The following is a 21629-nucleotide window of genomic DNA, read 5'->3' on the forward strand; positions in this document are numbered from 1 at the left end:
GTTGAACCGGCCGGCGTAACGCGCCGGCCCACAAGAGAAAAAGACGGCCGATGCTGCGCTTCTCCCGTGCGAAGATCATCGCGACCCTGGGACTGATCCTGGTCGGCCTGATGCTGGCCGTGCCGAGCTTCTTCTCGCCCGAGCAGCGCAAGGGCTTCGTCGCCAGCCTGCCCTCCTGGTTCCCGAGCTGGGTGGTGCCGACCCGCGCCATCGTGCTCGGCCTCGATCTCCAGGGCGGCTCGCAGCTGCTGCTGGAGGTCGATCAGAACGAGCTGATCGCCTCCCAGGCCAAGGCCCTGCGTGACGACGTCCGCCGGGTGCTCCAGCAGGAGAGCGTCCGCGCCGACGGCGGCATCGGCCTGCTCCAGCGCGGCGTCCAGGTGAAGATCGCGGACGACGCGGCCCGCGCCAAGGTGCTGCCGAAGCTTCAGGAACTGGCCCTCCCAATCACCACCTCGCTGGGCCAGACCGCCGCCCGTACCCTGGACGTGTCCGAGCAGCCGGGCGGCCTGGTCCGCCTGACACTCACCGATGCCGGCATCACCGACCGCACCCGCCGCGCGGTGAGCCAGGGGATCGAGGTCATTCGGCGGCGCCTGGATTCCACCGGCACCACCGAGCCCTCGATCCAGCAGCAGGGCGCCGACCGCATCCTGATCCAGGTGCCGGGCGAGCAGAACCCGGAGCGGCTGGAGAAGCTCCTCGGCTCCACCGCCAAGCTCGAATTCCGCATGCTTGCCGACAGCCCCTCGGGCGATGTCGACATGCTGCCCTCCAAGGACGAGAAGGGCGCCAAGGTCCCGGTCGAGCGCCGGGTCATGGCCGATGGCGGCGAGCTGACCGATGCGCAGCCGGCCTTCGATCAGCAATCCCACGAGCCGATGGTGAGCTTCAAGTTCAACCTGCGCGGGGCACAGCGCTTCGGCCAGGCGACCTCCGAGAATGTCGGTCGGCGCATGGCGATCGTGCTGGACAACGAGGTGGTCTCGGCCCCGGTGATCCGCTCGGCGATCACCGGCGGCTCCGGCCAGATCACCGGCAACTTCACCGTGCAGCAGGCCAACGACCTGTCCGTCCTGCTGCGGGCGGGCGCGCTGCCGGCGAAGTTCACCGTAGTCGAGCGCCGCGTCGTCGGGCCGGGGCTCGGCCGCGATTCCATCGAGGCCGGCAAGCTCGCGACCCTCGTCGCGGCGGGCCTCGTCGTGGCCTTCATGTTCGCGACCTACGGGACCTTCGGCTTCATCGCCAACATCGCCCTGATGGTCCATGTCGGGCTGATCCTGGGCCTGATGTCGGTGCTCGAAGCCACCATGACGCTCCCGGGCATCGCCGGCATCGTCCTCACCATCGGCACCGCGGTGGATTCCAACGTGCTGATCTACGAGCGCATGCGCGAGGAGAGCCACGCGGGCCGCTCGCTGATCTCGGCGCTCCAGGCGGGCTTCGACCGGGCCTTCGCGACCATCATCGACTCGAACTCGACCATGGCGATCGCCGCCCTGATCCTGTTCTTCCTCGGCTCGGGCCCGGTGAAGGGTTTTGCCGTGGTCTTCATCCTCGGCATCCTGACCACGGTCATCACCGCGGTGACCCTGACCCGGATGATGATCGCGGTGTGGTACAAGACCTTCCGGCCGAAGGCCCTGCCGTTCTGAACGCGTTCATTTTCGGGAGATCGATCACCGCCGGCAAAGGCTGCTCCAAACCACGCCCTCATCCTGAGGTGCCCGCGCCAGCGGGCCTCGAAGGAGCCCTCCAGCAGGCGCCGTGAGCTCTGGAAGCCTCCTTCGAGGCCTCCGCTGCGCTCCGGCACCTCAAGATGAGGGTGAGGATGGGATGAGCGGGTCGGCGCTGAGACTCCCCAAACGTTAGGTCCGAAACGATGCGCCTGCTCCGCCTCTGGCCCGATGAATCGCATTTCGACTTCATGCGATTCCGGCGCTTCACCTTCCCGCTCTCGGCGGTGCTCTCGCTCGCCACCGTGGTGCTGTTCCTGACCGTCGGGCTGAACTTCGGCATCGACTTCAAGGGCGGCACCCTGGTGGAGCTGCAGGCCAAGTCCGGCACCGCGGATGTCGCGGCGATCCGGCACACGGCCGTCGGCTTCGGCTACGGTGAGCCGGAGGTGCAGGAACTCGGCAACCAGGGCACCGTGCTGGTCCGCCTGCCGCTCCAGCCCGGCGAGCAGGGCCAGACCGCGGTGATGAACAAGGCCCACGCCGCCTTCGATCAGGATTACGATTTCCGCCGCACCGAGACCGTCGGCCCGCGCGTCTCCGGCGAACTGGTCCAGTCCGGCACGCTCGGCGTCGTGCTCTCGGTCGTGGCGGTGCTGCTCTACCTCTGGTTCCGGTTCGAGCGGGAACTGGCGCTCGGCGCCATCGTGGGCACGCTCCACGACATCGTGCTCACCGTGGGTGTGTTCATCATCACCCGGATCGAGTTCAACATGACCTCGATCGCCGCGATCCTGACCATCGTCGGCTACTCGCTCAACGAGACCGTGGTGGTGTTCGACCGGACCCGCGAGTTGATGCGCCGGTACAAGACCATTCCCACGGTCGACCTCCTCAACCTGTCGATCAACTCGACCATGTCGCGCACGGTGATGACCTCGATCTCCTCCGGCCTGTCGCTGCTGGCGCTGGTCCTGTTCGGCGGCGAGGCGATCAAGGGTTTTGCCACCGTGATGCTCTGCGGCGTCCTGATCTGCACCTACTCGGCGATCTTCATCTCGACGCCGGTGCTGATCTATCTGGGCCTGATGCTCTCCGGCGCCCGCGCGGCCGCCGAGCGCGCCGGCGTCCCCCAACCGGCGGAGTAGCGTGTTTCGGACATGGCCGAGCAGGAGACCTCGAACGGCTTCGAATCCGGCTTCGTGCCCGGGCGCCACATCATCGACACCTACGGCGACGGCGGCTTCCGCTTCGCCGGGATGTCGCATCGGGGCTCGATCCTGCTCCTGCCCTCGGGGGTGCGCGCCTGGGACGTGACCGCACCCCGGGCGATCGACCGGACGGCCCTGCGCCCGGTCCAGGCTGAGGCCGCCCGAATCGAGCTGCTGCTGGTTGGCACCGGTCTCGACATCGCGGCGATCGACCCGAGCCTACGCGGCTGGCTCAAGGATTTCGGCGTCGGCCTCGACGTGATGCAGACCGGCGCCGCCGCCCGCACCTACAACATTCTGGTGGCCGAGAACCGCAAGGTCGCGGCCGCCCTGATCGTGGTCGATTGATGCCGGAGGTCGGCGACAAGCCCGCGGAGAGCGGCTTGGCCTTCGCGCAGTCCCATTGCGAGCAGCTTGTCCGGGAGGGCGACCCCGACCGTTACTACGCGACCCTGTTCGCCCCGGCCGCCGCCCGCCCGCACCTCTTCGCGCTCTACGCCTTCAGCCTGACCGTCGCCCGGGTGCGCGAGGCCGCCTCGAACCCGATGGCCGGCGAGATCCGCCTGCAATGGTGGCGCGACGCCCTCCAGGGTGAGGCCCGGGGCGACGTCCGCGCCAACCCGGTGGCGGCGGCCCTCGAAGAGGCGATCCGCGTGAACCGCCTCGGCCGCCAGCCCTTCGTGGACCTGATCGACGCGCGGGTGTTCGACCTCTACGAGGACCCGATGCCCCGGGTGAACGACCTGGAGGGCTATTGCGGCGAGACCACCTCGGCCCTGTTCCGGCTGGCGAGCCTCGTGATCGGCACCGGCGCCGAGCCGGGCGGCGCCGGTGCGGCCGGGCATGCCGGCGTCGCCTACGGGATCACCGGGCTGCTGCGCGCCCTGCCCTGGCACGCCCGTTCGGGCCAGGTCTACCTGCCCGCCGACATCCTCGGCCGCTACGGTGTCACCCGCGAGGACATCACCAGCGGCCGTGGCGGCCCGGGCCTGCGCCGAGCCTGCGCCGAGCTGCGCGACCTCGCCCGGACCCATCTCACAGCGTTCGAGGCCGCCCGCCCGGCCATCGCGCCGCTCGCCGGCACGGCATTCCTGCCGGTGGCCCTGGTCGAACCCTACCTCGCCGCCATGGAGCGGGCCTCCTACGACCCGCTCAACACGCTCATCGACCTCCCGCGCTGGCGGCGGCTGTGGCGACTGTGGCGGGCGTCCCGGCGGATCGGGTGAGCGCCTTCGGAGGTCCCACTTCCCGCCCCAACCTGAGATGCCCAGCGGTCGAACATCGCCGCCGGGCGTCGGAGGAGCCCTCCAGGAATCGCCGCGATACCCCGGGGGGCCTTCGACGCTGAAGCCACGCTTCGGCATCTCGGGATGAGGGGGGGATTTGGAGATCCGGATTTCTTGGTCGTCTCCGATGGTAAGGCCCACACCGTCCCTTCGAGCATAGCGAGGCAAGCCACGGCAACGCGCGATTTCAGAACGTCGGCGTTTCCCTGTGTCGCGTCGCCGTGCCCAATGACGGCACGAAGCAGGCGGCCTTACAGCACCCGCGCCAGCCCCGGCACCAGCGCCCCTAAACGCGTCGGCGGGCCGAGTTCCGGTTCAGCCTCGGGGGTCGCCAGGGTCGCGATCCGACATCGGCCGCCCTGGGTGAGGCCCGTCACCAGTCGTCCGCCCGGTTCCAGGGCGGCGCGCCAGTGCGGCGGGATCGCGTCGACGCTGCCCTGGACCAGGATGCGGTCGAAACCCCCGTCCGGCAGCTCCGGGGCGAGACCGTCGGCCCAAACGACATGCACCTCCGACAGGGCGGCGAGCCGCGCCGCGGCGTCGGCGGCGAGGGTGGCGTAGCGCTCCAAACTCAGAACCGCGCCGGCCCCGAGCCGGGCGAGCAGCGCCGTGACGTAGCCCGAGCCGGTGCCGATCTCCAGGACACGCTGGCCAGCCTCGAGCCGCAGCAGCGCCAGCATCACCGCCACCGTCGAAGGCGCCGTCATGGACGCGCCGCAGGGCAGCGGCAGGCCGATGTCCCGCCGCGCGTGATCCCGATGCCGGGGCGGCGCGAAGGCCTCCCGCGGCACCTGCTCCATCGCCCGGAGCACCGCGGTGTCCCGCAGGCCCCGGCCCCGGAGCGCCATCACGAAGGCCGCGTTCCCGGCAGCCGCCTCCAGGCTGCCGAGGTTGATCACGCGTCGAAGGCCTGGGCGAAGCGCGTCAGCGTCGGCTCGTCGGTGAGATCGAGACGCAGGGGCGTCACCGAGATGCGTTTCTCGGCGATGGCCTTGAGATCCGAGCCGTGGCCCGGCTCGAACCGGGCCTTGGCGAAAGCCAGCCAGAAATACGGGTTGCCGCGCCCGTCGACCCGGGCGTCGATCGACAGCAGCGCCTGATTGCGGAACCCCTGCGCCGCCACCGCGACGCCCTGCACGGCGTCGGGCTCGCAATCGGGGAAATTGACGTTGACCAGGATGCCGGGCTCGATCCCGGTCTCAAGGATCTTGCGCACCACCTTCGGCCCGTGCGTCCGGGCGCAGTCCCATTTGAGGGCGCCGCGCCCGCCCGCCCCGTAGGCCTGGCTCATCGCGATGGAGCGGATGCCCAGGATCGTCCCCTCCATGGCGGCCGCGATGGTGCCCGAATAGGTCACGTCCTCGGCGACGTTCTGGCCGCGATTGACCCCCGACAGGACGAGGTCCGGCCCGTGCTCGGCCAGGATGTGGCGCACGCCCAGGATCACGCAGTCGGAGGGCGTGCCCTTGACGGCGAAGCGCTGCTCCGAGACCGGCCGCAGACGCAGCGGGTCGTTGAGGGAGAGCGAGTGCGACACGCCGGACTGGTCGCTCTCCGGCGCCACCACCCAGACGTCGTCGGACAGCTCCCGGGCGATCTCCTCCAGGGTGGCGAGCCCCGGCGCGTGGATGCCGTCGTCGTTCGTGACCAGGATGCGCATCAGCGGGCCCCTTCGATCCGGTTGAGCCCGCCCATGTAGGGCTGGAGCACCGACGGGATCGTGATGCTCCCGTCCGGGTTCTGGTAGTTCTCCATCACGGCGATGAGCGCGCGGCCGACCGCGACCCCCGAGCCGTTGAGGGTGTGGACATAGGCGGGCTTGCCGTCCTTGCCCCGGTAGCGGGCGTTCATCCGCCGGGCCTGGAACTCGCCGCAGACCGAGCACGACGAGATCTCCCGATGCGTGCGCTGGCCCGGCACCCAGACCTCGATGTCGTAGGTTTTCTGGCTCGCGAAGCCCATGTCGCCGGTGCAGAGGGTCATCACCCGATAGGGCAGATCCAGCTTTTTCAGGACCGCCTCCGCGCAGGTGAGCATCCGCTCGTGCTCGTTGGCGGAGTCCTCCGGCGACGTGATCGAGACCAGCTCGACCTTGTTGAACTGGTGCTGGCGCAGCATGCCGCGGGTATCCCGCCCCGCCGCCCCGGCCTCGGCCCGGAAGCAGGGGGTGAGCGCGGTGAAGCGCAGGGGGAGTTCGTCCGCGGAAAGAATCGACTCGCGGACGAGGTTCGTCAGCGGGACCTCGGCGGTGGGGATGAGCCAGAACTTTTCGGCGCTGCCCCGCCCGGCTTCCGCCTCAGTCTGGTCCCGCTCCGCTGCCCGCCCGTCCTGTTTCGCAGCGTCGAGACCTTTGAAAACGGAGAACTGATCGTCTTCAAACTTCGGCAGCTGTGCCGTGCCGAACATGGCGGCGTCGCGCACCAGCACCGGCGGCGCGACTTCCAAATACCCGTGCTCCTGCGTGTGCAGGTCGAGCATGAACTGACCGAGCGCCCGCTCCAGCCGGGCGAGCTGGCCCTTGAGCACCACGAAGCGCGAGCCCGAGAGCTTGGCTGCCGCCTCGAAATCCATCAGCCCGGCGGCCTCGCCGAGCTCGAAATGCTCGCGGCCCTCGGTCAGCCGCGCGCGGGTCGAGGCGTGGCTGCGGTAGAGGACGTTGCCGTGCTCGTCGGTCCCATCCGGCACATCGGCCTTGGGCCGGTTCGGGATCGCGGCGAGTTTTTCGGCCAGCGCCGCGTCCGCCCCGTCCTGCGCCGCCTTCAGTTCCGGCTCGGCGCTTTTCAGCGCGGCGACCTCCGCCATCAGGGCGGCGGCGCGGTCCTCGTCCTTCGCCTTCTTGGCGCCGCCGATCTCCTTGGCCAGCGCGTTGCGCCGCTCCTGGTTGGCCTGCGCGGCCGAGACCGCCGACTTCCGCGCCTCGTCGAGGGCGATCAGCGCGGCCGAGAGCGGCGCGAGGCCCCGGCGGGCGAGGTCGCGGTCGAAGGCGTCCGGGTTGTCCCGGATGGCGCGGATGTCGTGCATGGACTCGGCTCGGGTCGTCGGCGCGGCGTCGGCGCGCGGGCCCCGCTTTGCCGCATCGCGTCCGGTGGGACAAGCGCGAGGGCGTCAGGCCTTCGGGGGCGCGATCTTGAGCTGGTCGATCGCCCAGAGCCAGGTGCCGTCCGCCTGCTCCCGGGCGAGCTCCACCGACAGCGCCCCGTTGGGCAGCAGCGCGAAGGTCATGGCGAGGGGACCGTTGCGCAGGGGCGGCAGCGTCTCCGGCAACGCGAAGTCGGATTTCCGCGCCAGGAGGTCCGCGTAGAAGCGCCGGATCTCGGCATGGCCGGTGGCCACGACCCGGCCGGCGGCCAGCACCGCGGCGGGCTCGTAGAGGGCGACGAGACCCTCGACATCGCCCGCATTGGCCCGGCGGTTGAACAATCCGGCCAGCGCCTCCGGCGCGCGGGCTGGCTCTCGCGTCTCATCCGACATGGCGTCTCCTCGTCCGGTCGCCGCGACCGGTTCGTGCTGCGGGAATGCGCCGGGTGGCCGTTCTTTCCGCGGGGCGGGTCATTTCAGGCGCGTGCCGTCGCGATCCGTCACCGAGACAGCCACCGGGATCCCGGCCTTCACGCTCTCCGAGACGGTGCAGAACCGCTCGAACTGCTCCAGGACCCGGTCGATCCGCGGCATCTCCGCGATCGCAGCACCGAGCCGGATGCGCACGTCGATCCCGGCGAGGCGGAGACGGCCCTCGGCGTTACGCGCCACCCGGCATTCCGCCTCGGCGGCGACGCCCCGCGCATCCTGCCGGAACTTGCCCAGGGCGAAGACCAAGCTGGCGCAGAGGCAGTTCGCCACGCCTGAGATCAGCAGCTGCTCGGGGACGGGCCCGGTCCCGCCGCCGATCGGAGCCGCCTCGTCGGTGAGCAGGTCGGGCAGGGCGGCGCCGAAATCGACGGTGAAGACGTATGCCCCGACCTGGGTGATCCGAATCGTCGGTCCCGCGTCCATCGGTGCCCTCCCGGGCTCCCGCCCTCGCGCAGGATCCAACGCCCGATCCGGGGCCGCGTTCGGCACCGGGTCGAAGCCATCGTCGGCCGGGTGATTTCCGCAGCCGAACGCCGTAGTACGGTCGCGCGACAGAACCGGCAGCGAACCCCCCGATCCGATGACGAGCCCCGCGACCCTCGACACCCTGATGCCGCTCCTGGAGCGCATCGCCGCCGCGCTGGAGCGGGCCGCCCCCCCTGCCCCGCCGGCCTTCGACCCCGACGCGGCCGACGCCTTCCTGTGGGGCCCGGAGCGCCGGCTCACCCCGGTGCCCCAGGTGGCCCGGGTGGAGATGGGGCTGCTCACCGGCATCGACCGGGCGCGCGACACCCTGGTGGAGAACACCGAGCGCTTCGCCCGGGGCCTTCCGGCCAACAACGCCCTGCTGTGGGGCGCCCGCGGCATGGGCAAGTCCTCCCTGGTCAAGGCGGCGCATGCCGAGATCAACGCCCGCCGCCCCGCGGGCAGCCGGCCGATGAAGCTCGTGGAGATCCACCGCGAGGACATCGAGGCCCTGCCGGACCTGATGGCCCTGCTCCGGCCGGACCCGCATCGCTGGCTCGTCTACTGCGACGACCTCTCCTTCGACGGCGACGACACCTCCTACAAGTCGCTCAAGACCGCGCTCGACGGCGGCATCGAGGGCCGGCCGGCCAACGTCCTGTTCTACGCCACGTCCAACCGCCGCCACCTGCTCGCCCGCGACATGGTCGAGAACGAGCGCTCGACCGCGATCAACCCCGGCGAGGCGGTGGAGGAGAAGGTCTCGCTCTCGGACCGGTTCGGCCTCTGGCTCGGTTTCCACAAATGCAGCCAGGACGAGTATCTGGCGATGATCCGCGCCTATGCCGACCGCTACGGCCTCGACCTGCCGCCGGAGCGGCTGCGCGCCGAGGCGCTGGAATGGGCGACCACCCGGGGCTCCCGCTCGGGCCGCACCGCCTTCCAGTTCATCCAGGATCTGGCGGGGCGGCTGGGCAAAGTGATGGATTGAGACGGCCAGCCGGCTCGACGCGCGAAATCCAACGCTCACCCACGTCCTGTTCCAAGCTCACCCTCCTTCGAGGTCTCCGCCGCGCTCCGGTGCCTCGGGATGGCGGCGTGGATGGGAAGGACGCGTCCGATGCGCGCTTGATCCGGATCGCGCTCCACCGCCGCGTCTCAGAAATCGACCGCGGCCGACAACCACACCGTCCGCGGCGCCCCGAGGATGAAAGCGCCGTTCGGGTTGCCGATCCAGAAGTGGTTGTCGGCGACGTTCGTCACGGTCGCGCGCAGCGTGACCGGCTTGTCCTGCATCAGGGTCGCGTAGCGCAGGCCGAGATCCACCGTCGTCCAATCGGGGATCTTCGAGAAGGCGGCGGCGGTCAGGGTCGTGCCGACGTAGGACTGGCCGGTGTAGACCACCGTGGCGAGGGCCGTGAGACCGCGCAGGAACGGCGTGTCCCATTCGAGCCCGGTGGTCGCCTGGAAGCGCGGTGCGCCGGTGGCGGGGTTGCCGTCGTAGAGGCCGCCCCGGGTCCGGCGCCAGCGGGCATCGAGCAGGGTCGCGCCGGCGATGACGCGCAGGTCCGCGGCGATCTCGCCGAAGACCGTCGCCTCGAAACCGCGGTTGCGCTGGCTGCCGCCGACCCCGAAGGTGTTGGTCAGGGCGTCGATGCTGCCGGCCGGCTGGGTGATCTGGAAGGCGGCGAGGGTCGCCCCGAAGGTCTTGAAGTCGAGCTTCGCGCCGATCTCGTATTGCCGCGACCGGGCCGGCGCGAAGGTCTGGGTGCTGTTGATCGCGCTGCCGGGCGCCCGCAGAGCCGTCAGGCCCTGAACGGCGTTGGCGTAGAGCGCGAGCGCCTCGGTCGGCCGCACCACGAGGCCGAAGGCCGGGGTCGTCGCGGTCTTGTCGTAGGCGGTGCTCAGGAGGCCCGTGGTCGGCGCGTAATTGCCGAGCTCGATCTCCTGCCGCCGCGCCCCGATCATGAACTCGACGAGGCCGTCGGCGACCGACATCGTGTCGGCCACGGCGTAGCTCGTCATCCGGTCGTAGCTCGCTCGGCCGCGGGGATAGGTGCCGTTTGGCTTCGGTTGCCCCGGCCAAGCCAGGCGGACCGGCGCGTAGAGGTTCGACGCGTAGTCCGGATAGGTGATCTGGCCGAGCGTCAGATCCTGGTCGAGGCGCGTCGTGGTGAACACGGCCTCGTGCCGGATCCAGCCCGTGTCGAACCGCGCCCGGGCCCCCGCCTCCCCCGACAGCGTCGCGGTATCGCCGGTCTGGAAGACCGAGTTGACCGTGGTGGTGCCGCGGGCATCCAGGAGCGTGAAGGCGGGATTCTCCCGCTTGGCGTAGCTGAAGCGGTTGGCGCCGAGGGCCGCGAACAGCGTGATGTCCGAGGTCAGGTCGAATTCCGCCCGCCCGAGCCCGGTGAGGCTGTCGGCCCGGGAGAAGTCGAAGCGCTGGGACATGTTCCGGCGCGGGTCGGGCGCCCTGGGGATGCGCAGGCCCGGCACCGGGTTACCGCCCCGGGTCTGGCTGTCATAGGCATCGTGCTGATAGATGACGTCGGCGTAGAGCCGGAGCCGGTCGCCGGTATAGTCGAGGGCCAGCGAGCCGACGCCGTTGCGCTGTCCGGTATGGTCGATCGGCGTCTCGCCGCCGATCCCCGCGCCGTTGATGCGGATGCCGATCTCATGTCCCTCGCCGTAGCGCCGCGCCACGTCGAACCCGCCCCCGCCGCGGGTGGTCGACACGTAGTCGACGCCCGCCCGCGTCAGCGGCGCGTCGCCCGCGCGCTTGGTGACGACGTTCACCGTGCCGGCGACGCTGCCTAAGATCGGCGTGCCGAACAGGAACGCCGCCGGACCCTTGAGCACCTCGACGCGCTCGAGGGGGGCTGGGTCGATCCGGTAGTCCGGCACGAGGCCGTACAGCCCGTTCAGGGCGAACTCCCGGTTGTCGACCCGAAAGCCGCGGATGTTCAGCGCGTCGTAGCGGTTGCCGCTGCCGATCGCGGCGCGGACCGAGGGGTCGGTGCGGGTCAGGAGGTCGCCGACGCTGATCGCCTGCGTGTCGCGGATGGTCGTCTCGGTGTAGCTCGCCGTGCCGAACGGCGTCTCCATGTAGTCCCGGTTGCCAAACAGGCCGAGCCGGCCGCCGCGGGCCACCTGGCCGCCGGCAAAGGCGGGCGGCAGATCGCCCGCCCTTGCGGGGCCGCGCGCCTCCACGGACAGCGTATCGAGCCGGACCGAGGCGCCGGCCTCGTCGCCGGGCGCGGTCTCGGCCCGGGCCGCGGGCGCGATGGCCGCGACGCCCGTCAACAGCATGGCGCACCGCAAAAACCGTTTGTCTCGCTTCCTTGCGAAGTCGTTTATGGATTTCGGCGCAATTTCGCGCTGCATGTCGTCTCGCATTTCAATGCAAAATTTCGATCAAGGATTTTTTTGATGCTGTGACCGTGATCTTATCGGCCGGTATCAGCCCATATCCGGTCCGGCAAGATAAAAAACCTAGATTTTATTCAATCAAAAATTGAAAGACGGGGAGATATAAAACAAGAGTTTGATCAAAATCGAATTTTAAAACTGATTAATAATGTAAAAAACAACGAGATCGCAGCGATACCAATCGTCGAATTGTCTTGGCGCATCGATCCGAAAAAGCAGCAAGCGGGATCAGACGCTCGATCGTGGTGACGCCTCGGGATGTCTCGAAGGCCGGCAGCTGCCCCTCGGGGCGACGCATTGTGAGATGGGGGATCATGGTCCCAACCCCGGAGGCCGGCGGATGGGCCGGCCCGACGCATCGGATGCCGCTTGGCGGTGGCGGGGACGACACGAAGCGGCCTCGGCGCACCGGGGAGGGCCGGATCCGGTCGGGCGATGGATCGCCCGAGCCCAGCCGGCGGATCAGCGCCCGCTCGATCCGAACCCGTCCGATCCGCGCCCCGAGCCGGGGCCGGGGTCGCCCGCCAGCACGGTGAGGACCGGCCGGGCGATCCGCGTGAACACGAGCTGGGCGATCCGCTCGCCCGGCTCGATCCGGACCGGGTCCGCCGGGTCCCGGTTCCAGGCGGAGATCAGGAGCGGCCCCTCGTAATCCGCGTCGATGACGCCGGTGCCGTTGCCCAGGACCAGCCCCTCGCGGTGGCCGCGCCCGGAGCGCGGAAACACCAGCCCGCACCAGGCCGGATCGCGGATCAGCACGCAGAACCCCGCCGGGATCAGCACCGGCCGGCTCCGGGGCTCCAGGACCAGGGGCGCGTCCAGGCAGGCATGCAGGTCGAGACCCGCCGCGGCGGCGGATCCCCAGCATGGAAAGCCCCAGCCCGGCAGCCGCGGGTCGAGGAGGCGCAGGCCGATTTCGGGCAGGTTGACGTGGGGCAGGTCGCTCACACGCCGAGCCGCGCGATCGCGTCAGCGAGGGCCAGTGTCCGCCGGGCCGCCTCGACATGGAGGCGCTCGATCATCCTGCCATCCACCGCGACGACACCGCGGGTGCGGTTCTCCGGCGCTTCGAAGACATCCATCAGGCGGCGCGCCTGCGCGATCGCGTCGGCACCCGGCCCGAAGGCGGTGTTGGCCGGGCCGATCTGATTCGGATGGATCAGCATCTTGCCGTCGAAGCCGAGGTCCCGCCCCTGGGCACACTCGGTTTCGAAGCCGGCCGCATCGTGGAGGTCGGTGAAGACGCCGTCGATCGCCTCGATCTCGTAGGCCCGGGCGGCGGCGAGCACGGTCATCAGCCAGGGGACGAGGGCCGCACGCCCCGGCGGCGGGATCCGGGCCGCCTTCAGCAGATCGTTCGGGCCGATCACCAGGGCCGCGAGCCGCCCGTCGACGTCCCGGGCCGCGCCGGCGATCTCGGCGGCGTTCACCACCGCCATCGGCGTCTCGATCATCGCCCAGACCCGGGTCGCCTGCGGCGCCCCGAGCCGGCGCAGGCGCGAGCCCACGGCGATCAGCGTGTCCGAACTGCGCACCTTCGGCACCAGGATCGCGTCCGGGGCGGCCGACGCGAGGGCCACGAGATCGGCCTCGCCGTCGTCGGTCTCGGGCGGGTTGATCCGGACCACGACCTCGCGCCGTCCGAAGCCCCGGGCGGCCAAAGCGGCGGCGACCTGCACGCGGGCCGCCGCCTTGACGTCCGGTGCGGTCCCGTCCTCCAGGTCGATCAGGATCACGTCGGCGGGGAGCGTCCGCGCCTTTTCCAGCGCCCGGGCGTTGGAGCCGGGCATCGCCAGGACGCTGCGGCGGGGACGGATCTCGCTCATCACGCTATTCCCGGATCGGCGGCGACGCGCACGCGCTGCGGATAGCCGTCCGCGCCGACCCGGACAAGGACGCAGCGCGGGCGGGGTTCCACGGGGAGAGGATCGCGATGGCGCGGTGGGTGGCGGGGCTGGACGGCTGCCGGGGGGCCTGGGCGGGGGCGCTGATCGATCTCGACGACCCCGCCCGGCACCGCTGCGCCCTGTTCCCGGACGTGGCCGCCCTCCTCGATGGGCCGGAACGCCCCCTCGTGATCGGGATCGACGTCCCGATCGGCCTCCCCGACCGGATCCTCGGCGGCGGCCGCTCCGCCGATCGGGCCGCGCGCGCCCGTCTGGGACCGGGGCGCGCCTCGGTCTTCCCGATGCCGTCCCGGGCGGCCGTCTACGCGCCCGATTACGAGGCCGCCAAGGCCGCCGCGCGGGCCTCGAGCGATCCGCCCTTCGCGCCCTCGATCCAGGGCTACAACATCTTCCGCTACGTCCGCGCGGTCGACGGGCTCCTGCGGGCCCGGCCGGAGCTGCGCGACCGCGTCCACGAGGTCCACCCGGAGGTGGCCTTCCACGCCCTCAACGGCGGTCGGCCGCTCGGCCTGCCCAAGAAGGGGCCCCGCGCCCGGGACGGGCTCGACCTGCGGCGGAAGCTCCTCGCCGCCGCGGGCCTGCCCGGCGCCCTGATCGGCCTCCGGACCCGGGGCGTCCCGGAGGACGATCACCTCGACGCCCTGGCGGCCCTGGTCGTGGCCCGCGACATCCTCACGGGCCGCGCCGTGCCGCTCCCGGAGGCGCCGGAGCGCGACGCGTATGGCCTGCCGGTGGTGATCTGGGCGCCGGCCGAGCGGCGCGATGGGCCCGAGACGCCGTAGGGCCGGCCTTTCGCGCGCGACGCGAGTGTCCATCCGCGCCCTGGCGCGCTAGCTGTCTCCCCATGAGCGCATCCCCGTCCCTTCCGATTCGCCACGTGGCCCGGGCGATCGTCCTCGATCCGGAGGACCGGATCCTGCTGATCGCCTACGCTTCGGTCCACGCCAAGGGACCGGACGGCGCGCCGCTCCGGTTCTGGTTCATGCCCGGCGGTGGCCTGGAGCCCGGCGAGGACCACGTCACCGCCTGCCGCCGGGAGCTGGAGGAGGAGATCGGCCGCGGCGACGCCGCGATCGGCCCGCAGGTCGCCGCCTGCGACGGCCCGTTCCACCTGTTCCGCCAGCCCCGGGACGCCCGCGAACGCTATTTCCTCGTCCGCCTGCCCGACGATCGGGTCGATACCGGCCGGCTGGCCGAGACCGAGGACAACCCGGTGCTCGGCACCCGCTGGTGGCCGATCGCGGAGCTGCGGGCGAGCGGCGAACGGGTCGAGCCGGCGGGCCTCGCCGATCTGGCGGCCGATCTCGCCCGCGGGATTATGCCCGCCGCGCCCCGCGTTCTGGCATGGCGACAACCCTGAACTCGGCCGCGCCGAGGCGAATGGTTCAACCGGAGGTGATGCGATGTTTCCCATATACCTGACAGAGGGCTACCGGTCGTTCCTGCAGGAGCGGTTTCCCTCCGAGCGCCGCCGCTTCGCGCAGCTGGCCGATTCGCAGAAGCCGGAGATCCTGGTCATCAGCTGCTGCGACAGCCGGGTCTCCCCCAGCGCGATCTTCGATGCCGGGCCGGGCGAGCTGTTCACGATCCGCAACGTCGCCAACCTCGTGCCGCCTTACATGCCGGACGAGCATTACCACGGCACCTCGGCGGCACTCGAATTCGCCGTCCAGGCCCTGGAGGTGAAGCACATCGTCGTGCTCGGCCACGCCACCTGCGGCGGCGTGAAGGCCTATGCCAACAGGGCCAAGCCGCTCTCCCCCGGCGATTTCATCGGCAAGTGGGTCTCCCTCGTGGGGCAGGCCGAGGCGAAGGCCGGCGATCCCGGGATGCCCGACTATCTCACCCGCCTGGAATACGCCGTCGTCGCGCAGGGGCTCGAGAACCTGATGACCTTCCCGTTCGTGAAGGAGCGGGTCGACGATGGTCGCCTCGAACTGCACGGGGCGCATTTCGGCGTGGCCAGCGGATCCCTGCTCGTGCGCGACGCGCAGACGGGGCAGTTCGTCTCGCCGATCGACCGGACCGGCCTTCCGGTCCGATCGGTCGCCGCCATCGCGTGCGATTGAGACGCGCCGCGCGCGGAATCACGGATCGAGGTCTTGGCTCTTGCCCGGCGGTCCTCGCTTCGGTTCCCGCGCGGGTGCGGGTATCTCCTCTCCCCGCAAGCAAGCTACCGGATCCACACGGCTCAGTCTGACACCACCACCCTGGAAAAAGAGCGCTTTTCCCCTCCCCCTTGCGGGGAGGGGGCAGGGGTGGGGGTGGTTGAGAAGGCACCGCAGCGCTCCATCCTGCACGACCCCCGCCGCTAACGCTTCCCCTCACGGGCTACGGGCGACACAGGTTTAAGGCACGCGGCCCATGACGCAGCGCGACAGGCCCCCTCTCCCACACGGGAGGGGGGACCCGCCCAAGATGCGGTGTCGAGAGGCCTCTCTCGAAGCCGGCCTCGCCGTGGACCGGCCGCACGAAAAAGGGCGGCCCGCTCGCGCCGGCCGCCCGTGCCTGGGGACCGGCCGGAGCCGGTCCCACGTTGAAGCGCTATGACTTACATCGCGCCCGGCAGGCGCTGGGCCTGGTCGTAGTGCATCTGCAGCGCCGGCAGGGCCTGCTGGGCGTAGTTGCGCAGGGCCGGGTTCGGGCCGCCCTGGGCGTAGGCCTGGGTCATCGCGATGGTCATCTGATGAGCCTGGATCTGCTGCGTCGCGTACAGCCGGTCGAAGCGCGGGCCGGCCGGGGTCGCCGACAGCTCGGACAGCATCGCCTGCTGCTCGGGATTCGGCGGCACGATCGTGGAGGCGCCGGTCGCCATCATCTCGCCGCGGCCGAGCTGACCGCCCGCCGCAGCCCCGTTCGCCGCACCGGCACCCGCGCCCTGGAGGCCGCCGACCGGACCGCCGGAGAGGGTACCGCCGACCACGCCGGTTGCCGCGCCCACGCCCGCGCCGACGGCGCTGCCCGCCACCGCGATCGGGGCCGTGATCAGGCCGCCGAGGCCCGGATCGCCGGCCGCCATGGCGCCGGACTGACCACCGGCGAGCGCCACATTGGCAGCGCGGTGATCGCGGATCACCTCCTGGGCGTAGGACCGGACCCGCGGGTTGCGCGACTTCGACAGGGCGATCTGCGAGGACTGAACCTCGTAGGCGTTCGCCTGCATCGACTGCACGCGGAAGTCATTGGCGCTCTGCGCCAGAGCCGGGCTCGACAGGGCCAGGACCAGCGCGGAGGCGGCAGCGTAATTCTTCAGCATCAGGAACCTCGTTTCGGAATGGACGCGCGAACTGGCATGGGATGCCACATGCGGAGATCGAGAAACCTCTCGCCGAACGTTCGCGAATTGGTGCGTCAACGGGGCCATCGGCCTATGGTTCCTGTCGTTTTCGCTTCGGACCGTCGCCCCGGATGAGAATCTTGTGCCGCGCGACCCCGGGGGGTGGGACGACGCCGTGGCCCGGTCGCGGCTCGCCGGCGGCGCGACACCGCTCGCAGTTCGACCTGCAGCCGAGCGCCCGATGATCCTCGTCCCGATCCAAATCCTGCGCGCCCTCGCCGCCCTGATGGTGGTCTGGCACCATGCCCGGCACGAGGCGGGATTGCTGGCCGAGCGCGGCGCCGGCCGAGCCCTCGATCCCGGCACGCTCCTGCCCTGGTGGGGCGGCGTTGACCTGTTCTTCGTCATTTCCGGCTGCGTCATCGTCCTGGCGAGCGGGCGCCTGTTCCGGGTGCCCGGGGCCCGGGGCCGCTTCCTCGCCCACCGGATCGCCCGGGTCGTGCCGCTCTACTGGCTGGTGAGCCTCCTCTACCTCGCCCTCGCCCTGGCGCGACCCGATCTCCTCGGCGAGGCCGCCGCCCTGGTCCGCGAGCCCGCCGCGCTCCTGGCCGGCTTCCTGTTCTGGCCGGCCGCCCGGCCTGACGGCATCGTCCAGCCGCTCTACGGGCTGGGCTGGACCCTGAACTACGAGGCCTTCTTCTACGTTCTTTTCGCCGCCGGCCTCGGCCTCGGCCGGCGGGGCGCCGTGGCGTGGCTCGTCGCCGTCCTGGCGCTCCTCGTGGCCGCCGGGGCCGTCCTGCCGGACCTGCCCCTGCCCCTGCGGTTCTGGGCGAACCCGATCGTGCTCGAATTCGCCGCCGGCGCCGGCCTCGCCCTCGCCTATCGGGCGGGTGTCCGGCCAGCGCCGTCGGCCCGAATCGCCCTGGCGGTGCTCGGACTCCTCGGCCTGATCCTGGCGGCCCGCCTGCTCGCCGGCCTCGGCGAGGCCGACGGCGTCCTGCGCCCGCTCCTCGTCGGGGTGCCGGCGGCCCTGCTCGTGGCGGCCGCCCTCGGGCCTGAGCGCGACGCCGCGCAGGTGGCGCGGCTGCCGGGCCCGATGCGTGCCCTCGTGCATCTCGGGGACGCGTCCTACGCCCTCTACCTCGTGCATCCCTTCGCGCTGCGCCTCGTGCGCGAGGGTCTGCTCCGGCTCGGCGTCGCGCCCGCCCTGCACCCGTTCGGCGCCATGCTCCTGATGCTCGCGGCGGGCGTCGCGGCCGCCATCCTGGTCCACCGGTTCATCGAGAGGCCGCTGACCCGCCGTCTCCGGGGCTGGCTCGATCCCGGCGACGCGCGAAACCGTGTGCGCGCCGCGCCGGTCCCGGTTCCCCGCGGGGGACGCCGGGATTAGGCATCGTCCCGAACGGCGGCCCCCGGCTTTCGGAAAAGACGATGCGGCTCAGAAAGCTACGCATCGTGCCGGTTCCGGTATCCGGGCCGATGCGCTAGCCTCGCCCCCGAGGAGGACATTGCCATGAAGACCCTGCTCGTTCCCGTCGCGATGCACGACGCCCTGCCCTCCGTGTTCGAGACGACGCGGCTCGCGGCGACGCGCTTCGGCAGCCTGATCGAGGGCGTGTCCCTGCGCCCGGCCCTGGCCGAGTACGTGCCGGTCGACATGGTCGGCGGTATGACCTGGCTGCGCGACGAGGAGGCCGACCGGGCCGAGGCCGAGGAGGCGGGCGGGCGCTTCGTCGCCTTCATGGATGCGGCCGGGATTCCCCGTCATGCCCGCGACGGGTTGTGCATACCGGAACGGGTGCCGGATGCCGGACCGCGCTACCGGTGGCGGCAGGACGTGCCGACCGGCGACGCCTTCCTGGGCCAGTATGCGCGGCTGTTCTCGGCGACGGTGGTCGGCCGCCCCGGCACCACCGACAACGCGCCCCGGATGACCACCTTCGAGACCGCCCTGTTCGAGAGCGGCCGCCCGATCCTCCTCGCCCCGCCGGCCCCGCCCGCGAGCCTCGGCACGGCGATCCTGGTCGCCTGGAACGGCTCCACCGAGACCGCCCGGGCCTTGGCCTTCGCGATGCCGTTCCTGCGCAAGGCCGAGCGCGTGCTGGTCCTCAGCGTCGAAGGCGGCATGGTGCCCGGGCCCACCGCCCAGGACCTCGCCCAGGCCCTCGCCTGCGAGGGCGTGGACGCCGCGCACCGCGCCCTGCCGGCAGGCCGGCGCGCCCCCGGCGAGACGTTCCTGGCCGAGGCCCAGGCCTTCGGTTGCGACCTGCTGATCAAGGGCGCCTACACCCAGAGCCGCCTGCGCCAGATGATCTTCGGCGGCGTCACCAGCCACGTGCTGGCGCATGCCGACATGCCGGTGCTGATGGCGCACTGAGCGTCCGGTGGCATCTGCGGGGAACGTCGGTGTTTGGCTTGGCGTTCGGCCCCCGCATCCGGACCGAACCATCAAGAAGGATCCCCGTGACGAGCCCCGTGAAACGCCTCCTCACCGCCCTCCTGGTCATGACCGCCAGCGCCCCCGCCGTCCGGGCGGAGCCGATCGGCATGCGGTTCCGCGGCACGGTCCTCCGGGCGGAGGCCGACCGCCTTGAGATCCGCCGTTCCACCGGGAGCGCCCTCACCCTGCGGATGGATCCGCGGACCCGCGTCTACGCGGTGAACCAGACCGACCTGCGGGCGATCAAGCCCGAGAGCTACGTCAGCGTGGTCGGTGCCGCGGGATCGGAGCCCCGGCGGGTCACGGCGGTGACGCTGTATTCGCCCTCCGAACGCGGCTTCGAGGCGGGGAGCCAGCCCTGGGACACCGCCCCCGGCGCGACGCTGACGGCCGGCTGGGTGGCCGATCTGCGGCGCGGCGCGACCCTGCGGCTGGCGCTCGCCTATGGCGGTGGCCAGTCGGCCTTCGAGATCCCCGGGGACACGCCGGTGACCCAATTCTCCCCCGGCGAGAAGGCCCTGCTCGAGCCGGGCGCGGCCGTCACGGTCTTCGCCCGGTCGGATCCGGACGGGGCCCTCGATGCGGGGACGATCGCGGTGGGCCGGCAGGGCGCCGTGCCGGGCCTCTGACGGGCCGACCGGCCGCCCCGGCGGATGGGCTGGGCGGATGCGTCACCGTTCCCGCCGCCGGACCGCGCGCCCGGCGCGAAGCTGCGCTACATCGGTCGATCATGACCGATTCCGCCTTCACCCTCGATCCGCGACTGGCCGCCGACACCGTCGAGATGGGCGACCTCGCCCTGTGCCGCGTGCTGCTGATGGACGATGCCCGGTTCCCCTGGCTGATCCTGGTGCCGCGCCGCGCCGACGTGACCGAGATCACCGACCTGTCCGGTCCGGACTCGGAGGCGCTGTGGCACGAGATCCGCCTCGCCACCGGGGTGATGCAGGGGCTGGCCAAGCCCGACAAGGTCAACGTCGCCGCCCTCGGCAACGTCGTGGCCCAGCTCCATGTCCACGTGGTCGGCCGCTTCCGCTCGGATCCGGCCTGGCCCGGTCCGGTCTGGGGCGTCGGGACCCGCACGCCCTACCCGCTCCACGCCCGTGCCCAGCTCATCGAGCGCGCCGGCGCCCTGTTCTCCGCAGCCTGATCCCTCGCATGACCGATCCCCGCGACACCCTGGGCTTCGTCCGGAACCGCCTCGACCGCCATTCGGCCGAGCAGCCCGAGGAGGCCGTGCCCGCCTTCGATGCGCCCGATGCCCACCTCGTCCTCCTGTGCGGCGACAGGATCGTCCTGCGTGGCGCCACCGCGCTGATCGCCCCCGGCGACGCCGCCGACCTTGCCGACGGCCCGCGGGTCTTCCTCGGCCATCGGGACGGGCGGCCGGTCTTCGCGGCCGCCGCTCCGGCCGAGGTCGCGGAGCGCTTCGCGGGCGACGAGGTCCGGACCCTCGACCTGCGCAGCATCGCCACGGAATCGGCCGTGGAGGCGGAGGAGCTGGGCCTCCTGGCGGTGGCCAAGTCGATGCTCGACTGGCACGCCCGCCACGGCTTCTGCGCCAATTGCGGCACCGCGACCGTGGTGCGGGCCGGTGGCTTCCGTCGGGAATGCCCCACCTGTGCCGCGCACCACTTCCCCCGGGTCGATCCCGTGGTGATCATGCTGGTGCGCCGGGGCGATGCCTGCCTGCTCGGCCGCGGCCCGCACTTCCGACCGCAGATGTATTCCTGCCTCGCGGGCTTCCTGGAGCCCGGCGAGACGATCGAGGACGCGGTGCGCCGCGAGGTGTTCGAGGAGACGCACATCCGCGTCGGCGCCGTCACCTACCGGACCTCGCAGCCCTGGCCGTTCCCGTCCTCGCTGATGCTGGGCTGCGCCGCGGAGGCCCTCGACGAGGCCATCGTGACCGATCCGAAGGAGCTGGAGGATGCGCGATGGTTCGACCGCGCCGCCGTCGCCGCGATGCTGGCGGGGAGCCATCCCGAGGGGATCCAGGCCCCGCCGCCCATGGCGATCGCCCACTACCTGATGCGGGCCTTCGTGGCCGGCGAGACCTGATCGTTCCGCGGCCGGGTCAGCCCGGACCGCCGCTGCTCCGGCTCGGATCGTCGGCGGGGTCGATGTAGTTCAGCCCGAACGGGCCGGAGCCGTTGACCGGCAGCTCCACCGGGTGGCAGGTGGGCCAGAGGGAATGGGGAATTTCCTCCGGCCGGTAGAGGAAGCCACCCGACGTCAGCGCCGCGCCCGTCGTCCGGTACAGGGTGCGCCCGTGCGCGGGGTAGAGCGACCCCGACAGGATCGTCAGCGTCTCGGGCCTCCCCTCCGTGCGGGGAGCGATCACCGTGTGGGCCGCGAACGTCAGACC

The 21629-nt window shown here is 71.4% G+C and carries 22 protein-coding genes and 1 pseudogene; 13 read left to right on the forward strand and 10 right to left on the reverse strand.

The genetic code is table 11. The features are described from left to right. Positions 1–50 precede the first annotated feature (50 nt). The 4 genes from secD (at position 51) to MKK69_RS12510 (ending at position 4113) form a co-directional block, all read left to right on the forward strand. Positions 51–1655, forward strand: a complete 1605-nt coding sequence (gene secD, locus MKK69_RS12495; RefSeq protein ID WP_243968194.1) for a protein translocase subunit SecD — start codon at positions 51–53, stop codon at positions 1653–1655. 227 nt (positions 1656–1882) lie between these two features. Continuing rightward, the gene (gene secF / locus MKK69_RS12500) at positions 1883–2824 is read left to right on the forward strand and encodes a protein translocase subunit SecF (protein ID WP_243968195.1); all 942 of its coding nucleotides are present in this window, start codon (positions 1883–1885) and stop codon (positions 2822–2824) included. Between the two features lie 12 nt (positions 2825–2836). Further along, positions 2837–3235 carry an Mth938-like domain-containing protein gene (locus MKK69_RS12505; RefSeq protein WP_243968196.1) on the forward strand — a complete coding sequence of 133 codons (399 nt, stop codon included), beginning with the start codon at positions 2837–2839 and terminating at the stop codon, positions 3233–3235. Next, positions 3235–4113, forward strand: a complete 879-nt coding sequence (locus MKK69_RS12510; RefSeq protein WP_243968197.1) for a phytoene/squalene synthase family protein — start codon at positions 3235–3237, stop codon at positions 4111–4113. The genes MKK69_RS12505 and MKK69_RS12510 overlap by 1 nt, the downstream gene beginning before the upstream one ends. A 311-nt stretch (positions 4114–4424) precedes the next feature. Here the strand turns inward: MKK69_RS12510 and MKK69_RS12515 are convergent, their stop codons facing one another. From MKK69_RS12515 to MKK69_RS12535, 5 genes are all read right to left on the reverse strand, one after another. Further along, entirely contained in the window at positions 4425–5072 is a 648-nt protein-coding gene (locus tag MKK69_RS12515; RefSeq protein ID WP_243968198.1) for a protein-L-isoaspartate O-methyltransferase family protein, read from the reverse strand. Next, the gene (gene surE / locus MKK69_RS12520; protein WP_243968199.1) at positions 5069–5833 is read right to left on the reverse strand and encodes a 5'/3'-nucleotidase SurE; all 765 of its coding nucleotides are present in this window, start codon (positions 5831–5833) and stop codon (positions 5069–5071) included. The genes MKK69_RS12515 and surE overlap by 4 nt, the downstream gene beginning before the upstream one ends. Further along, a complete protein-coding gene (serS, locus tag MKK69_RS12525; RefSeq protein ID WP_243968200.1) occupies positions 5833–7194 on the reverse strand; it encodes a serine--tRNA ligase in 1362 nt (453 codons plus the stop codon). The genes surE and serS overlap by 1 nt, the downstream gene beginning before the upstream one ends. 84 nt (positions 7195–7278) lie before the next feature. Further along, a complete protein-coding gene (locus tag MKK69_RS12530; RefSeq protein ID WP_243968201.1) occupies positions 7279–7644 on the reverse strand; it encodes a YybH family protein in 366 nt (121 codons plus the stop codon). A gap of 78 nt (positions 7645–7722) precedes the next feature. Next, positions 7723–8166, reverse strand: coding sequence for an OsmC family protein (locus MKK69_RS12535; protein ID WP_243968202.1), 444 nt, complete (start codon positions 8164–8166; stop codon positions 7723–7725). A gap of 157 nt (positions 8167–8323) precedes the next feature. On the opposite strand from MKK69_RS12535, the gene MKK69_RS12540 reads away from it, so the two are divergent. Next, complete coding sequence (locus MKK69_RS12540) at positions 8324–9199, forward strand: ATP-binding protein (protein ID WP_243968203.1); 876 nt, start codon at positions 8324–8326, stop codon at positions 9197–9199. A gap of 167 nt (positions 9200–9366) precedes the next feature. On the opposite strand, the gene MKK69_RS12545 is transcribed toward MKK69_RS12540, so the two are convergent. The 3 genes from MKK69_RS12545 to MKK69_RS12555 all read right to left on the reverse strand — a co-directional run bounded on the left by MKK69_RS12545 (position 9367) and on the right by MKK69_RS12555 (position 13463). Continuing rightward, the gene (locus MKK69_RS12545) at positions 9367–11517 is read right to left on the reverse strand and encodes a TonB-dependent receptor (RefSeq protein ID WP_243968204.1); all 2151 of its coding nucleotides are present in this window, start codon (positions 11515–11517) and stop codon (positions 9367–9369) included. A gap of 582 nt (positions 11518–12099) precedes the next feature. Beyond that, positions 12100–12585: a dUTP diphosphatase gene (dut, locus tag MKK69_RS12550; RefSeq protein ID WP_243968205.1), complete on the reverse strand. Its 486-nt coding sequence runs from the start codon at positions 12583–12585 to the stop codon at positions 12100–12102. Further along, on the reverse strand, positions 12582–13463 hold the full coding sequence (locus MKK69_RS12555; protein WP_243968206.1) for an HpcH/HpaI aldolase/citrate lyase family protein: 882 nt from the start codon (positions 13461–13463) through the stop codon (positions 12582–12584). The genes dut and MKK69_RS12555 overlap by 4 nt, the downstream gene beginning before the upstream one ends. A 107-nt stretch (positions 13464–13570) precedes the next feature. Between MKK69_RS12555 and MKK69_RS12560 the strand changes: the two genes are divergently transcribed. The 3 genes from MKK69_RS12560 (at position 13571) to MKK69_RS12570 (ending at position 15613) form a co-directional block, all read left to right on the forward strand. After that, positions 13571–14326 carry a DUF429 domain-containing protein gene (locus tag MKK69_RS12560; RefSeq protein ID WP_243968207.1) on the forward strand — a complete coding sequence of 252 codons (756 nt, stop codon included), beginning with the start codon at positions 13571–13573 and terminating at the stop codon, positions 14324–14326. Positions 14327–14388: 62 nt separating this feature from the next. Next, positions 14389–14904, forward strand: a complete 516-nt coding sequence (locus MKK69_RS12565; RefSeq protein ID WP_243968208.1) for an NUDIX hydrolase — start codon at positions 14389–14391, stop codon at positions 14902–14904. A gap of 43 nt (positions 14905–14947) precedes the next feature. Continuing rightward, on the forward strand, positions 14948–15613 hold the full coding sequence (locus MKK69_RS12570) for a carbonic anhydrase (RefSeq protein WP_243968209.1): 666 nt from the start codon (positions 14948–14950) through the stop codon (positions 15611–15613). Between the two features lie 482 nt (positions 15614–16095). Here the strand turns inward: MKK69_RS12570 and MKK69_RS12575 are convergent, their stop codons facing one another. Continuing rightward, positions 16096–16800 (reverse strand): DUF4142 domain-containing protein, encoded by a 705-nt coding sequence (locus MKK69_RS12575; protein ID WP_243968211.1) that lies wholly within the window; start codon positions 16798–16800, stop codon positions 16096–16098. A gap of 262 nt (positions 16801–17062) precedes the next feature. On the opposite strand from MKK69_RS12575, the gene MKK69_RS12580 reads away from it, so the two are divergent. From MKK69_RS12580 to nudC, 5 genes are all read left to right on the forward strand, one after another. Beyond that, positions 17063–18211 (forward strand): acyltransferase family protein, encoded by a 1149-nt coding sequence (locus MKK69_RS12580; protein ID WP_243968212.1) that lies wholly within the window; start codon positions 17063–17065, stop codon positions 18209–18211. A 123-nt stretch (positions 18212–18334) separates the two neighbouring features. Beyond that, a complete protein-coding gene (locus tag MKK69_RS12585) occupies positions 18335–19198 on the forward strand; it encodes a universal stress protein (RefSeq protein WP_243968214.1) in 864 nt (287 codons plus the stop codon). 86 nt (positions 19199–19284) lie between these two features. Further along, the gene (locus MKK69_RS12590; RefSeq protein WP_243968215.1) at positions 19285–19890 is read left to right on the forward strand and encodes a hypothetical protein; all 606 of its coding nucleotides are present in this window, start codon (positions 19285–19287) and stop codon (positions 19888–19890) included. Positions 19891–19991: 101 nt separating this feature from the next. Continuing rightward, positions 19992–20411 (forward strand): HIT domain-containing protein, encoded by a 420-nt coding sequence (locus MKK69_RS12595; protein WP_243968216.1) that lies wholly within the window; start codon positions 19992–19994, stop codon positions 20409–20411. A gap of 8 nt (positions 20412–20419) precedes the next feature. Next, a complete protein-coding gene (nudC, locus tag MKK69_RS12600; RefSeq protein ID WP_243968217.1) occupies positions 20420–21322 on the forward strand; it encodes an NAD(+) diphosphatase in 903 nt (300 codons plus the stop codon). 16 nt (positions 21323–21338) lie between these two features. Here the strand turns inward: nudC and MKK69_RS12605 are convergent. Then, a pseudogene (locus tag MKK69_RS12605) lies at positions 21339–21629 on the reverse strand (cupin); the annotation flags it as partial.

The sequence above is a fragment of the Methylobacterium sp. J-026 genome, from assembly GCF_022829585.1.
Taxonomy (GTDB): domain Bacteria; phylum Pseudomonadota; class Alphaproteobacteria; order Rhizobiales; family Beijerinckiaceae; genus Methylobacterium.